A 14,477-nucleotide genomic window follows, 5' to 3' on the forward strand; every position below is an offset into this window, starting at 1 on the left:
CACGGTGGCGGCACCGCATCTTCTGGGGTTTTGGTGGCGAGCGTCGACCACGGATCACGGTGGTGCCACAATGGCACCACCGTCTCTTCTGGAGTTTTACCGGAAGCTCGAGAATCAAGTCCTCGACGCACCATGCGGGCCTCCTCAGAACTACCGTCCATTGTGCGCCGAGAATCGAGGGTACGCAATCACTCCATCCGCGAAAACGGAACCCTCTATGGGACAGGCGCCCCCAAGGCGGTATCGGGGCTCGCCGTTTCCGCCGAGGATTCGGGCAGTAAGATCGGGTCGACCGTCTCGGGGTATTCGTGGCTGCGGACGGCGGAAGCGTAGGGGGGCATTCATGAGTGGCGCTGTTGAGATGGACGAAGATCAACGTGCGGACGGCTATTACCAGCCCGACTGGGCTGTCTGCGAAAACCACGTTCACGATAAGTCGCTCCAAGCAGCCGTAAGCGCGGCGGCGGACCCGAGCGTGGAATGCACCCTGTGCTCCGCCCTTGGGGCAGCCGACGGGGAGGCTCTATTGGCTCCATTTATGTGGGGTGTTCGTCGCTTCTACGAACCGGCGGATGGGTCCCTCCACACGTCGCTCGAGATGGATGAGAGGGAAATCGTCGAGGAATTCGCTAGCGAATTCGATGATCTTCTCTTCGAGCGCATCGTGGCGACCATGTACGAGCAGAACTGGCAGCGTGTGGATTGGTGGTCGCAATTTCCGGACGACACGGTCTTGTCGATGTGGCAAGAGGCGACTTCCCATATGGAAACCACCAGCCGAATTCAGGCCGTCTTTCGCCTAGCTGACGATTTGAAGACGGTCACATCGAAACTGGAGACCTGGTCGCGCCAATTCGACCTGATAAAGCCTCTCCCGTCGGGGACACTGCTTCATCGGGCTTCGACACATCAGCTGAAGCGCGAAACCTCTACTTGGGACGCCCCGCGGTTTGGAACAATCCCGGCTACCCTCCCCGCATCCAATGGCCGCATGAACGCAGCCGGTATACCGACCTTTTATGGAGCCGAGGACCGCGACACCGCAAGGAAGGAAGTGCTCGCCCACGCCGACACCAAACAGAAGTGGCTCACGTTCTCGGAGTGGCGCACGGAGAGCGAGCTGAAGATCATCGACTTCGTCGGCCTTCCTAAATGGGTCAGCCCATTCGACAAATCTCTGGAGCAGCACTACTTCCCTGTGCGGTTCTTACATAAGTTTGCGCGAACGCTCAGTGGGCTCGTGGATCCAGAATGGCAAGCAATTCGATACCTTCCTACCCAGCTGGTGGCCGACTACTTCATCAACGTTGTGGGATTGGACGGCATTCGGTTCTCCTCAGCGCAACACAAGGATGGCGTGAACTACGCCCTGAAAATCGACAACGCTAATTGCGTCCTCGAAGGGACCCCTCGGCCGAGCGGCTCATGGAACCCGGCAATTGCCAGAGGCGCGCGCGTTTTGATGAGTGCTTCTCCGCGTCTAATTGAGAAGATCGAGGTGGCGACTCTCAAATGAGGGCTATACGCAGCTCGATGGAACCAGCCCGGGCGAGGTCCGCGCGGGTCTGGCCGAGGCCGCACGGACGACTGGGCTGGCCGGATCAATCGGTGGTCGGTGGCTTGGAATAGCGTTTCCCTATGACCTTCAACGCGCCCAAAATCAAAAGGCGCCACCACGTGCTTCCACGCTTCTACCTAGAGCGATTCTCTCGTGAAGGTCGGGTGCTCCAAACTTGGCAGCCGGGCGACCGCCAGAACTTTATTTCTGTGAACGATGCCAGCGTGCGCAAAGATTTCTACAACATCTCGGTGCAGGTGAACGGCCGAGACTTCATCTCGGACTTTTGGGAAGACCGATTCTCGGAGGTCGAAGGTCGGGCCGCAAGCGCATTCCGAGAGATTCTTGACGAAGCACGATGGCCTATTAGTAAGCCCGCACGCGAAGCGCTCACAGGGTGGATCGCGTTGCAGTTTCTTCGAGGCGCCGACGTGCGTCGCTCGCACGACAATATTCAAGCCGCAATGGCCCGACTCCAGGTTGGAGCCACCGGGATACGCCTGCTCCGAGAAAAGATGGAGTCTCACCTTGGCCGGCCCGTCGAAGACGCTGAGCTCGAGGCGGAATGGGATGACGTTACCGGCCCAGATGGTCCGACGATCAAACTCGATCCGAAAATGCATCTAGCAACGCTCGAGAGAAGCATCCCGCGGGTCTTTTCCCTGCTGGAGAACAGGCGCTTTGGACTGGTCCGATTCAAGAGACGTTCCCTCGTGACCGGCGATACCCCTGTCACGCCCCTGCCGGGCAGTGACTTCGCGAGCAGAGGCATTGAGAACTGCGAAGAGGTTGCGGTGCCACTCTCTAGACGGGTCGGACTTGCTTTGTTCCGTGAGCCGGGACCGGACTGGATTATGGAACCGAGCACGAACCTCGCTTGGGCGTTCAACGGCGCGACGATCGGGAATTCGCGTGAGTGGGTAATCTCCCACCCTGACGATGCCGTGGCGGCATACTCCGGCTGGCACCCACCTTTCGCCTCCGAGGCGACGCCGTCTTCTCTAAATCACTTCATCGACCGTGATGCGGGAGGTCATTTGCGGCAGCCCTCGCCGCCAGACTTGACCGGCCAGAGCCTTCACCTGCGGGACTATGAATGGCCGATCGATGGACGAGTCTTCCAGAATCCCTATTCGCCCCAGGCATGTCAGGACCGTGGCCGTGACCAGGCGGGATAAGGCATGTGAGGAAACCAGCGGAGGCGGGCGGTTAAGGTGCCGTTGACCGCGTACGTGGATGACAACCGTGTCGTCGGTCCGTTACTCGACGAGGCGGGGTGGGCGAACGTTCTCACAGCTGACGTCGAGCTGCATTGCGGGGCGAAGGCCAAACCCAAACGGTCGAAACTCGGCACTCGGTTCTTTGCCCACTGGCCGGGCTCCCATTGTGACGTTGAGCATAAGCCGGAGTCAGAAGAGCATCTCGCGGTGAAGGAAGCCATTCTCCGCGCCGCGATCGCAGCCGGGTGGGACGCAGCCGTTGAGGTACCAGCTTCCGATCGCTCCTGGATCGCTGACGTCCTGGTGACGGACGGAACGCACCGAATCGCCCTCGAAGTTCAATGGTCGTACCAGACCGCCGACGACTACCACTATCGTCAGGATCGATACCGGGCCGCTGGTGTCGACTGCTACTGGTTCTCGCGCCACCGCAAAACGCTGACGGACTACAAGGTGAGAGTGCCCGTGTTCCGCCTGGTCAAAGAGGACGGCTCGTTCAGAGCGACACACGGGTCGAACACCGGTGGCGGGAAACACAGCATCGGTCCCGCCGCGAAGCCCGTCGAGCGAATGGTGACGGATCTTCTCAGCGAGTACCCGCGCCGGTGGGTCCCGTTCGAAGAGCATCGCCGTGGCATCCGCATTTATTGGCGGTGGGAGGCGTGCTGGTCCTGTCTGAGCTGGCTGCAGGCTTGGAAGGTCGATGACGAAGCGCTCTTCCGATGCCTTGCGTGCCGAGTGATCACGGAAAAATACTTCGGAGCCGAGGCTAGGTCCCTTGTTAGGAACCCCTGGCCGGCGGAACCTCCACGGGAATTCGACGCCGACATCCTCAAAGCCGTTTGTCAACTCGACAAACCCGCTGGCCAGTCGTTCAGATCGACGAAACGAATGCCGACCCCGCATCACGGATACGCCTGCCCCAACTGTTCCGCTCCCATCAGTTTCGCCCTCATGGTGGAAAAGAACTGGAATCACGGGCAGTCAATCCTCGGGACGACACCGACTGAACCACTCAGCTCCGCACGCGGTGGCCATTGGTGCGCAGTAACAGACCGCTGATCTCGACCGCGTAGAATTCATGCGTTCGCGAGTTTTCCAAGAACGCAAACGGCCTTACACGGTGGACACGCCTATGGTCCCGCTAGTACCGGTCCTTGGTCCAGTACACGTACTCGTCGAGGTCTTCGTTCATCCCGTAGTCGAGACCAACCGAGCGGAGCCACGCATCCGCCAGTCGGCAGAGGTCGCTCAACACCACCGTCAGCTCCTCGACGGTCATCGGTTCGTCCGCTGGCCTGAGCCTGTCGAAGTTATGGCTCCACGCGTCCCAGCTGTCCTCGACGTACTCGGCCCAACCCTCGGGCAAAACCGCAGGGCGAACGGCTTTCCCGTCTTCGACTCCGAGTTCAGCGGCTAGGTAAGCGAACACTCGGATCAGCCCGTTCGCGGCGGTCATGCTGCGGTACAACGCGTCCCTGATTTCAGAGCGCCACGTTCGTTTCGCCTCGTTCAACTGTTCCCGCAGGTGCGCGATCGCGTCGCCTAGGTGGTCGACTTGCAACAGTGGTGAGGGCGCGCGCTTTGTGGTCAACTGCTCGATGCGATTATCGTCCACGTGCGCAGCCAAGTGCTTCCGCCACGCGTGCGGCGTTGGGTCGAGGGATGGCAGGTCTTGGTAGCGGTCGCCGTCTTCGCCTCGCAAGTGGAGTGCAACGTGTCCGGCCTCGTGGAGCGCGATGTGCGCGCCGGCCGACAGCGCGTGGGCCACCAGTTCATCGAGGCCCTTCACATCCTCTCTCGTGGCGAAGAAGACGTGCTCCGAGATAATGATGTCGAATGTGCCGTCATCACGGCCGATCGTGCGGGCTCCGACGTGACCCGCGCCCCGGTCTGTGGTGTACGCGTTGTCGTCGCCGCGCCCCTCGACCTCGTTGACGGTTGCAACGATGTCGCCGGTGATCGTCAGACGCCACTGGGACACGTCGGGCAGAAGCCACATGATCTGGCCGAAGAGGACAGCACCGAGGGACTTCTCGTTGAGCATGTAGAGCAGCGCGCCAGACGTCGCCTCGTCGTCCCCAAGGTGAGCGAGCGTGTACGAGTATGCCGGCTCTGCCTCTTCGTCTGTCATGGCACGATCCTACTTAAGGGTGCGAAAGTTCACGGCCTCGCGGACTTAGACCCGCTCAACCGTGATCGGCTTCTCCATCACAGCGCCGTGGCGATGGCCCACTTCCCAGTTTTCGACCTCCGATCGCAGAGTTTTTGTCTTCGTCGGAGAGCGGCTGAGGTGACGGATATGGCCCGATGTCGGGCATGAGGATGCTGAGGGCCAGCGGCGTTTCCTTGGGTGTCGACACCGGGTCCGCCTCGACTCGGGAGGACGCGCATCCGCGGTGGCCAGTGCCAGGATCACGAAAACACTCGCGAACGTCGCGACGAACATTTCGGTCACGCATCCCCCACGCACTCGGGCCGTGCGACATCGCTCAGAAGATCGAAATCTACTGATTCTGGTGCGCTCCGACTCCGCGTCGTTTACGTGATGCGCCGACGACGTTGAACGTGCCTGGCCGACGACGTTGAAGTGCCACGCCTCTTGCAGATCGAGGCGGCACACCTCCTAAGCAATATGGGAGGTGTCCCGGTGACGGTGTCGATGCGGGTGATGAGTGCCGGCAATGGCTACAAATACCTGCTGCGCACGGTGGCTGCGGGAGACGGGGAGCGGTCGCTGTCCACGCCGTTGACCCGTTGACGCCGAGGACTTGACTGAGATACGAGCCGCGCTTGCACGTCCGGCCTGAAGTAGTAGCTGGCTCCATCAAAAAGATGGACACGAACCCCTCGATGTTGGGAGAGGAGACCTTGGCGCATCCCCAACGGGGGTACATAGACACAGCGCCTCGAGTTGCCATTGTGTGCTCAGCGCGAAACGAGCATGCGTTCCATAACTCCAGATGAAGCTGCTAGGGGTTTGTTGAACCCAAGCTGTGGGGGCAGGTCCAGTCAACTAGAGCTGGGGCAGTTCGCGCTTTGAACAAATCGCGTGAGGAGGTGATCCACGAAACGCTGCGGGCGCGGCGTAGGGCCGGTTCAACACTGCCTCGATAGAATCCGGACCGTGAACGACACTGCAGCCTGGTACTGGACGATCCATGACACGGTAGGCCGCGCTTTCGAAGACGAGTTCCAGCAGCTTGTCGGGTTTCACCGTGCGCACATCAATGCGTTTGCCGCGGCATACGATCGCGCGGTGGAAGATGCAAGTCAACACCTCGATCCGGAGTCCCACGACGAAGGTGATGTCTACTGGGAAGCCGAGAAAACGGTTGGTGCTGACCCGGTTCTGGTCTCCCAGCATCTCGGTTTGATGGTTCTCGTTAGGGCCGTATCTCTTGCGGAACTGACTCTCGCGAAAGCCGCGGCAGTCTTTTTCACCGATGCCGAGGGAATCATTTTTACAAATGGGAAAGCGTGGACTCGATCAGACGCCACGCTGTTCTATAAGACAATGTTGAAGTCGCCGTTCAACATCGACTCCCATGGTATGGATGTCATAGCTGAGCTTCGCAACACATACGCGCACGGTTATGGAACGTTTGGCACCCGGGCGGATGCCGAGAGCCTTGAATCTCGACTTCTCGCGATCGTCGACACATCGCCGCCGTCCGATAAAGAGGCGGCTCAGGGTTTCGGAGACCGGCACTACGTGCTGGGGCAGCACGGCCGGAGCTTTGCAGAATTCCTGGAGCCTGAGGCAGATCTGAGCCCTCTCACAGTGCATAGGTTGCTCAAAGTGATTCACCGGACTGTTCAGGATGCGTTGACTGCCGCGTCCGATGGGCTCAGAGATGGCGATGAGCTTACGCAGGCCAGATTTCTGAAGGACTGGGTCAAGAGAACCGGTTTCACCCTCAATGGTCTCGATGAACTCCACTACGAAGGTGAAGTGCGGATTCGCTTCCAAGGCAAACGTGTCGAAATATCTGCAGCGGACGACGGAGAACCCATCAACCTCGTCAACCTAATGGCCGACGGCGACTACAACGGGCGGATCGAGCTCCGCGTAAAGGAGTAGCCGACGACACCAACCGGGCACTCGGAATTGTCACCGCTCCTCCCGCTGACGGCTGGGGCCTCGAGCTGCTGTACGTAGGCAAAGCCGACGGTGCAGAAAGCACCTGTCAACGCTGGGGCGTCTACGCCACCAATGGCCACGGCGGCAACGTCGAACTGCGAAACATCAACCCGAACAGCTTCCGGTACTCCCTCCTGCGTGTCTTTGACCCAACGACGCCAACTTCTGTCATCAACGAGGCGAACAGGAAGAGTCACTTTATGAATGCGTCACGGCCGGTAGTAGATCTCCGGGGCGAGCGCTGTGAAGCATCTAGGGCGCGCAAACCGATGGACCACATTGGTCGTCTGCACCGCGAGCCGCATATCCCGGACGCGCTCACCGCTCCCGAGGTGAACGTCATTAGCGCAGCGGGGTGCCGAATGAGACACCCCACCCTTCGGCGCCGCCCGCGTACGGCCTGTCGCGCGTCACGCCTCCTACGTCGATAACGCCTATGTCGATGGCTGTCTGAGACACTCAAGGCATGGACCCAAGAACCAGCACGGATTACCTCGACTTCCTCTCCGCCCGACTCGATAGATTCATCGCCGCATTTGACGAGTTCATGACACATCACGTCGAGAACGTCGGGCCGGGATCCTTTACCCGTGGGGTCGCACCGGCCGTGTTTCCGAAAGAAGGTGTGGATGAGCAGCGCGTACGTGCTTTGACCACTGAGCTGAATAGACTTGCCGGCTCGCTCATGGATTTGAGTTCGGTGACGGGCGTGCGCATATTCGTGCAAGGCGCCGGCGAGATAGATCCGTTCATAAACTGGGAGCGCATAACAGAGCCGAAGCCGGTGCTTGAGGCATCCACGGTCCGCGGATGTTGCCTACAGGCGGCCGGGCGTCTCGAAGGACTGCGAGCCCGCGCCGACGCCCTCTCGTCGCCAACGATCCACCCGTCGCTCCTGCACCCGCTTGTGTGGTCGGCCGCGCAGCGGCTTTGGAACGATGGCCACCTACGCCAGGCCGTCTCGGCGGCCGCTGAGGCAGTGAGCGGTCAGATGAAGCAACTGACAGATCGAAACGATGCGCCGGATACATCACTGTGGCAGCAGGCGTTCGCCCAAGACGCCCCACGGCCTGGGAAGGCACGTCTCCGGTGGCCAGGCGACCAGACGAATCAACATGTGAAGACGATGCAGGACGGCCTAAGGCAGTTCGCACCGGGCGCGAACATGGTGATTCGGAACCCTGCAACGCACCAGAACGAACCACTGTCTGAACAAGCCGCACTCGAACGGCTAGCAACCCTGAGCGTCTTAGCTCACTTCGTGGATCACTGCGAGGTCGCACACCCCGTCGAAGAGTGACCCGTGGGGGCGGGTCCAACCACCGCTTCGGCGGAGCAATCGCCCAAGTAACTTCCCTGAGTAACCTGATGGACGGTCCCGAGACGACGACGCGTTCGCATGAGGGAGCTTCAATGCAAAGGTGACTCGGATCACAGGCTTCCGCGAGAAGGAGTGAGAACCGCGTCCGTAAGACCTGTTCGGCGGAATTCGCGTTGAGCGGCGGACAATCGCATCTTGCTGACCGATACCGGGCGACGGGAGCCTCGACGCGCTATGAGGATGTTCGGTGAATCAGAAAGAGTCGGCACGTGCGGAGAAGCGGGTCTGGGCCTCCGCCGTCGCCGGACGTCGTCAACGACGAACTGCACGAGATCCTCTTCGCGGTCCGCAACGACGACGTCTTCAACGGCGTCCGTTGGTGGTTCGCCTGGCCAGGCTGTCTGGCGCGTCGGCCGGTCTCGCTCGAGGCGCGTCCCGGCCGTTGCGACCCAATCGCGAAGACGCTGTCTGGCATCGGCGAAGTCACGGTGCCATCCGAACGGTGCCGAGCCGTGTTGGTCGGGGGTCATAGGCGCATAGCCAATGCAGGTGTAGTGCGGAGAGTTCCCAGACGATTTCGGGGTGCCGGTGCCAGAACGGCCGCACGACGGACGCCGGGAGCCCGTAGGTACGTCGTAGCCAATTAACCCATCGGTTCAGCTCGATCCACTCGACCTCGGCCTCTTCCGGGGTGAGCAGGTGCGGAAGACGCGAGGATCGTCCAACTAACGATTCATGCGCGGCTCCATCTCGCGGGTCGTGCCCACTGACGTTGCTGCCGGACCTAAGCGCCGGAAGCTATCCGCGTGTCCGGACGAGTACGAACTCGAAGTTTCCCTCGGTGAAGAATGTTCGTGACCATGAAACGACACGACCGTCATATTTGTAGGACTGTTGAGTCAGGCTCAGGTATAGCGGTTGCTCAGGTTCGAGTCCCGGCCAGGCGATTGATTCGTCGTTGACGGCGTTCACCTTTGCGATGGATTGGTCAGGGATCAGGCCCAGCGGTTCCAGGAGTGCGAAAACAGATCCGGTGATCTGGTCAGGGGAGAGGTCGGCCGGGAGCAGGTTGGCGTTGATGAGGGACCACTCGAATGCGACGACCTTGCCTTCCGCAGTGAAGCAACGCTCGATGTCAATGACCCGAAGTGGTTCGTCCGTGTCGAACCGAGCCGATTCCTCGACGGTTGCTTCCCGCAGTACGCGCTTCCGATAGACGATCTCTGACCCCTGGCGTTGTTCAGCGATCAGTTCACTCGTTGAGCGAAGCTCCTGAAGGCCAGCAACAACGCTGGTTCCCCGTGAAGTGACGAACGTCCCAGCCCCCTGACGCACCCGAATGAGTCCGCTGGACATCAGGATGCGGAGCGCGGCCCGAACCGTAGGTCGACTTACGCCCACTTCATCCGCGAGTGCTTGCTCCGAGGGCAAGCTCTGATCCGGCGCCCACTCGCCGGCGATGATCCGTGCTCGAAGTGCCTCGCTGAGTTGGAGGGGCAGCGACCTCTGGTCTCGAAGCTGCGACTTGGCCATTTTGCCTCCGTGTTGACTATTCCGCGATACAGCCTCTACTGTAGACCCAATCGCAGGACGTAATACGTCAAACGTCTTACAAATTCTTCCAGGAGGCAATGATGCATCAATTGGCTAAAAGAACAGCGGCTACTCGCGTACTGGCGATCCTCGCCGTCGGCGCGGTCGGTATCGGACTCGCGGGTTGCTCCGCGTCACCTGCCTCCAACGCACAGGTCGAGGGTCCGTCACTCATTCTGGTGACGCCAGAACCAGCCGGTGCGAACCAATTCCTTCAACTCTCCATTTCGGGCATTAAGGATGCCGCTGAGGCTGTAGAAGGAACCGCGCGTATCTTTGAAAGCAAGGACATCAGCCGGGTTAGCCAGCAGCTTGAGGCTGCTATCGCGGCGCAGCCGGACGTTATCGTCGCAATCGGGTTCGAGTTCATTGACTCGATAACTTCGCTCGCTCCGAGGAACCCCGAGCAGAACTTTCTGTTCGTGGACGGCTGTATCGAAGCGGAACTCCCAAATGTGAGTTGCGCGGTGTTCCGCGAGCACGAAGGCGTATTCCTCGCCGGTGCGGAAGCGGGCCTGCTGACGCAAAGCAGCAAAGTCGGAGCGGTGGTCGCTCTCGACACGCCGCAGATCCGCCGCTTCTCCGACCCGTTTGGCGAGGGCGCGAAGTACACGAACGAGAGCATTGAGTTTACCCCGCTTTATCTCGGCGGCCAGAACCCATTCAACGATCCGGGTCGTGCCAAAGAGCAGGCACTGTCATTGGCCAACAAGGGGGTCGACATCATGATGGCCGCTTCGGCCGGCGGCAACTCGGGTGTATTCGATGCCGCACAGAATGAGGGCTTCCTCGCCTACGGTGTTGACACCAACCAATGCGCGACCGCACCCGGATCGATCGTCGACAACGTGCTCAAAGATGTGGACGTCGTCATCATCAACTCCGTGAAGAGCATTCTCGATGGGGAAACGTCCGGCGTCATGTCATACGGTCTTGCTGAAGGTGCGATTTCACTAACAGGTCTGAAGGACGATGTCGCCGACTCCGGTTGCGTCATCGCCGAGCACACCGATGTGATCGATGAGCTGAAGGTCATTCGCGACAAGATCGTCGCGGGAGAGATCACCGTCAATGATCCCGCAGTTGCGTAGCACCCACAATCCGTTCCCCGCGAACGGCACCCGAGTCGAGATGCGCGGTGTTAGCAAGCGTTTCGGCAACGGTGTCATCGCGAACGACAGCGTGAATCTCACCCTTAACCCAGGTGAGATCCACGCCCTTGTCGGCGAGAACGGGGCAGGGAAGTCCACTCTCATGTCGATTCTCAGCGGACTCGATTCACCGACCTCAGGCGACATTTTGCTCAACGGCGAGATTGTCTCCTTGCCATCGCCGGTGGCGGCATCCGTAGCCGGAATCGGAATGGTGCATCAAGAGTTCAAGCTCTTCCCGTCGCTGACGGTCGCAGAGAACGTCGTCTTCCGGTCTGAGCCGACGCGGGGAAACATTTTCCTGAGTCGATCGGCAGCCGAACGGCGTGTGGCAGAGCTCACGGAGAGATTCGGCCTGAAGGTCAACCCCCGGGCCAGAGCCAGCCAGCTCTCCGTCGGCATCCTGCAACGCGTTGAGATATTGAAGGCGCTCCACCGTGAGGCCCGCGTGCTCATACTCGACGAGCCGACAGCCGTGCTCACCCCGCAAGAAGTAGACGGACTCTTCGCCGTTTTGCGGCAACTCCGCGATAACGGATGCACGATTGTCGTGGTGACCCACAAGCTTCGCGAGGTCATGCAGTTCAGCGACCGAATCACGGTGCTCCGCGATGGCATGTCTGTGGCGACCGCTGAGACCCGGTCCACCAGCCCCGCCGAGATAGCCCGACACATGACCGGCCGCGATGTGGATCTCGACGGTGGCTATAAACCGGGTGATCCGACGGGAGTGGCACTGGAGGTCTCCGGGCTCACGGTGCGCAGCTCAGAGGGAGTCACCACCGTCAAGAATGCGAACCTCGTCGTCCGGCGTGGTGAGATCGTCGGCATTGCAGGGGTAGCCGGAAGCGGCCAGACGGAGTTACTCGAAGCCATTGCAGGAACCGGCGCTCGAGCGACAGGCAGTGTCAAGCTCGACGGCACCGATCTCACGACATACTCAGCGGCAAAACGTCGCCAGCACGGCGTCGCATACATCCCGGAGGATCGACGAGGAGTCGGCTCCGCAGTGGACGCGTCGGTGGCCGACAATCTGGCGATGGGCTTCCACCGCGCCGCGCCCATGAAACGCGGCTGGCGGATGGACCGCTCCGTTCTCAAACGGCACGCGGAATCGATCATCCAGGATTTCGGAATCAAAGTCTCTCGACCGGGCGTCGAAGCGGGCACGCTCTCCGGCGGAAACCTGCAAAAGGTGATCGTCGGCCGCGAGATGACTCACAACGCTCCAGTACTTCTCGTGGATCAGCCCACCCGTGGCGTCGATATCGGGGCTATCGAGAACATTCACGCTCGCCTTCGCGCGTACCGCGATGGTGGCAACGCCATCCTGTTGACCTCCGCTGAACTTAGCGAGCTGTTCGCTCTCGCCGACAGAATCCTCGTCATGTACGACGGTGACATCGTCGAAGAGTTTGCGCGTTCCGAAGCCAGTGAGGAAAACATCGGCTTGGCTATGACCGGAATATACAGAAACGACTCCCATTCCGGCGCCGTCGAATCTCGGACAGAGGAGGAGAGCCGATGAAGTACATGTTGACCTCACTTGCGCCAGTCGCGGCGGCGAGCGGCCTGGCCCTGCTGATTGGCAGTGCACTCATGCTGATCAGCGGTAGCAACCCCATCGAGGCGTATGCAGCCATCGCGGCCGGGTCGTTGGGACCGCTCGGATGGAGCACGACGCTCGCCATGGCCATCCCGATTGTGGGCTGCGCGTTGGCGGTTTCGATCCCGCTACGAGCGGGATCGGTCAACCTGGGTGGGGAAGGCCAACTGGTCGCAGGAGGCATCACCGCGGTGATCATTGCCTCCTGGTTCAGTGATCTACCCGCACCCATCGCACTTCTATTCGCCATCACCTCGTCGGCGGTGGTCGGGGCGGTCGTGGGTTTGATCCCAGCCATTATGGAGACCCGGCTGAAGGTGCCGCTGCTAATCAGCTCGCTCCTTCTTAGCTACCCCCTTGTCGCCCTAGCCAGCTTTTTGGTGCGATTCCCCCTCCTCGATCAGGGCACCGGCCTGCCGCAGACACCAGTGCTGCCTCCAGCATTCCAAATGCCTGAATTTGGAAAGATTACTGGCGCGCTCCTCGTCGTACTGATCGTCATCGCGATCACAGTGGTCATCGACCGGAAGACCCCGATTGGGTTCGAGATCCGGCTCACCGGCAACAACCGCAGGTTCACCGAGTACTCCGGTGTGTCTGTGAGTTCCATCACGCATCGGGTTATGGCAAGCGGCGGAGCCGTCGCTGGCGTCGTGGGGGCCCTCATCGTCACCGCGTTCCCCTTCCGTTTCATTGACGGCGCGCTTGTCTCACCGGCGTACGTATGGACCGGCCTACTGGCGGCCATGCTGGCTCGGGCGAACCCGCTCGGTACCGTCGTCGCTGCTGTCTTCTTTACCGCGCTGCAGGTCGGAGGCGCCGCAATGGAGCGCGAGACTCTGGTGCCCCGCGAGTTGGGTTCGATCCTGCAGGCAACCGTCATCATCCTGCTCGCCGGTGCGCTCGCGCTGCGCGCCCGTAAGAACCAGAAAGTGGCTTGATCATGACCGCATTGTTTGACGCTGCTCTGCTGGAGTCGATACTGCGAGCGCTCGCCCCCATCCTGCTCGCCGCTCTAGGTGGCTTGCTGTGTGAGAGAGCTGGGGTCTTCAACATCGGACTCGAAGGGCTGATGCTCGTCGGCTGCTTCGCCGCGGTTGCGGGGAGCTGGTTCACGGACTCTGCCTGGCTCGGAGTCTTGGTCGCCCTGGTGGCGGGTGCCTTGATGGCAGCGATATTGTCGTACGTTTCCGTCACCCTCGGGGCAGACCCGATTATCGTCGGCATCGCACTCAATCTGCTCGCGGTCGGTCTCACCTCGTTCCTGGTTCGCACCGTGCTCGGTGCACAAGGCACGTTTCAAGATCCGACCCTTCAGGGCCTCCCGATGATCGGCAACCAGTCGCCGCTCAGCTATCTCGCTTGGATGCTGGTGCCGATTGCCGTGGTCTTTCTGCGTAGGACCGTCTGGGGCTTCCGCCTTCAGGGTGTCGGCGAGATGCCTGGGGCCGCACGCAGCCTGGGCGTGAACGTGAAGCGTTACCAGCACGCTGCCGTCATTGCCTCCGGTGCTCTGTGCGGTTTGGCCGGTGCCCAACTTGCGTTAGGAAACGTTGTGCTCTTTTCGGAGAACATGACAGCCGGTCGTGGCTGGGTCGCAGTCGTGGTGGTGATGCTGGGCCGGGCAACTCCCGTTGGGGCACTCATCGGCGCCCTCCTCTTCGCGACGACCGAGGCAGTCGGCTTCCGGCTGCAGGGGATCGGCCTTCCGTCCCAATTCACCACGGCAGCGCCGTACTTCATCACCCTTGTTGCGCTGATCATCGTCAGTGCGCGCCGTGGTGCACATCAAACGCGCCGAGCCAGGGGCCTCACCATGCTGAAGCCCCCGAGTCCCGAGCCCGTGCTCGCCGGACCCAAGGCACCTACGCCACATTCCTGAGG

11 protein-coding genes and 1 pseudogene are annotated in these 14,477 nt (G+C 60.8%); 9 read left to right on the top strand and 3 right to left on the bottom strand.

What is annotated here, in order from left to right; all coding sequences use genetic code 11:
- The first annotated feature begins 343 nt into the window (after window positions 1-343).
- From AC1X6S_RS00205 to AC1X6S_RS00215, 3 genes are all read left to right on the top strand, one after another.
- Window positions 344-1,516, top strand: a complete 1,173-nt coding sequence (locus tag AC1X6S_RS00205) for an RES family NAD+ phosphorylase (protein ID WP_483403834.1) — start codon at window positions 344-346, stop codon at window positions 1,514-1,516.
- 122 nt (window positions 1,517-1,638) lie between these two features.
- A complete protein-coding gene (locus AC1X6S_RS00210) occupies window positions 1,639-2,736 on the top strand; it encodes a DUF4238 domain-containing protein (protein ID WP_483403835.1) in 1,098 nt (365 codons plus the stop codon).
- A gap of 54 nt (window positions 2,737-2,790) precedes the next feature.
- Window positions 2,791-3,840 carry a competence protein CoiA gene (locus tag AC1X6S_RS00215; protein ID WP_483403836.1) on the top strand — a complete coding sequence of 350 codons (1,050 nt, stop codon included), beginning with the start codon at window positions 2,791-2,793 and terminating at the stop codon, window positions 3,838-3,840.
- Between the two features lie 82 nt (window positions 3,841-3,922).
- Here AC1X6S_RS00215 and AC1X6S_RS00220 read toward each other — a convergent pair whose 3' ends face one another.
- Window positions 3,923-4,912, bottom strand: coding sequence for a hypothetical protein (locus tag AC1X6S_RS00220; RefSeq protein ID WP_483403837.1), 990 nt, complete (start codon window positions 4,910-4,912; stop codon window positions 3,923-3,925).
- Window positions 4,913-5,905: 993 nt separating this feature from the next.
- On the opposite strand from AC1X6S_RS00220, the gene AC1X6S_RS00225 reads away from it, so the two are divergent.
- Window positions 5,906-6,862 carry a hypothetical protein gene (locus tag AC1X6S_RS00225; protein ID WP_483403838.1) on the top strand — a complete coding sequence of 319 codons (957 nt, stop codon included), beginning with the start codon at window positions 5,906-5,908 and terminating at the stop codon, window positions 6,860-6,862.
- A 526-nt stretch (window positions 6,863-7,388) separates the two neighbouring features.
- Window positions 7,389-8,222, top strand: coding sequence for a TIGR02391 family protein (locus AC1X6S_RS00230; protein ID WP_483403839.1), 834 nt, complete (start codon window positions 7,389-7,391; stop codon window positions 8,220-8,222).
- A gap of 299 nt (window positions 8,223-8,521) precedes the next feature.
- Here the strand turns inward: AC1X6S_RS00230 and AC1X6S_RS00235 are convergent.
- Window positions 8,522-8,942, bottom strand: a pseudogene (locus AC1X6S_RS00235) (hypothetical protein); the annotation flags it as partial.
- Window positions 8,943-9,041: 99 nt separating this feature from the next.
- Window positions 9,042-9,776, bottom strand: a complete 735-nt coding sequence (locus AC1X6S_RS00240) for a GntR family transcriptional regulator (RefSeq protein WP_483403840.1) — start codon at window positions 9,774-9,776, stop codon at window positions 9,042-9,044.
- Window positions 9,777-9,886: 110 nt separating this feature from the next.
- On the opposite strand from AC1X6S_RS00240, the gene AC1X6S_RS00245 reads away from it, so the two are divergent.
- Genes AC1X6S_RS00245 through AC1X6S_RS00260 form a run of 4 tightly spaced genes read left to right on the top strand, consistent with a single transcriptional unit; the run spans window position 9,887 to window position 14,475 of the window.
- Window positions 9,887-10,927: a BMP family ABC transporter substrate-binding protein gene (locus tag AC1X6S_RS00245; RefSeq protein WP_483403841.1), complete on the top strand. Its 1,041-nt coding sequence runs from the start codon at window positions 9,887-9,889 to the stop codon at window positions 10,925-10,927.
- Window positions 10,920-12,515, top strand: coding sequence for an ABC transporter ATP-binding protein (locus AC1X6S_RS00250; protein ID WP_483403842.1), 1,596 nt, complete (start codon window positions 10,920-10,922; stop codon window positions 12,513-12,515). The genes AC1X6S_RS00245 and AC1X6S_RS00250 overlap by 8 nt, the downstream gene beginning before the upstream one ends.
- Window positions 12,512-13,534, top strand: coding sequence for an ABC transporter permease (locus AC1X6S_RS00255; protein WP_483403843.1), 1,023 nt, complete (start codon window positions 12,512-12,514; stop codon window positions 13,532-13,534). The genes AC1X6S_RS00250 and AC1X6S_RS00255 overlap by 4 nt, the downstream gene beginning before the upstream one ends.
- Before the next feature lie 2 nt (window positions 13,535-13,536).
- Window positions 13,537-14,475, top strand: coding sequence for an ABC transporter permease (locus tag AC1X6S_RS00260; RefSeq protein ID WP_483403844.1), 939 nt, complete (start codon window positions 13,537-13,539; stop codon window positions 14,473-14,475).
- The last annotated feature ends 2 nt before the right edge of the window (window positions 14,476-14,477 follow it).

The organism is Mycetocola sp. Y442, from assembly GCF_056898615.1.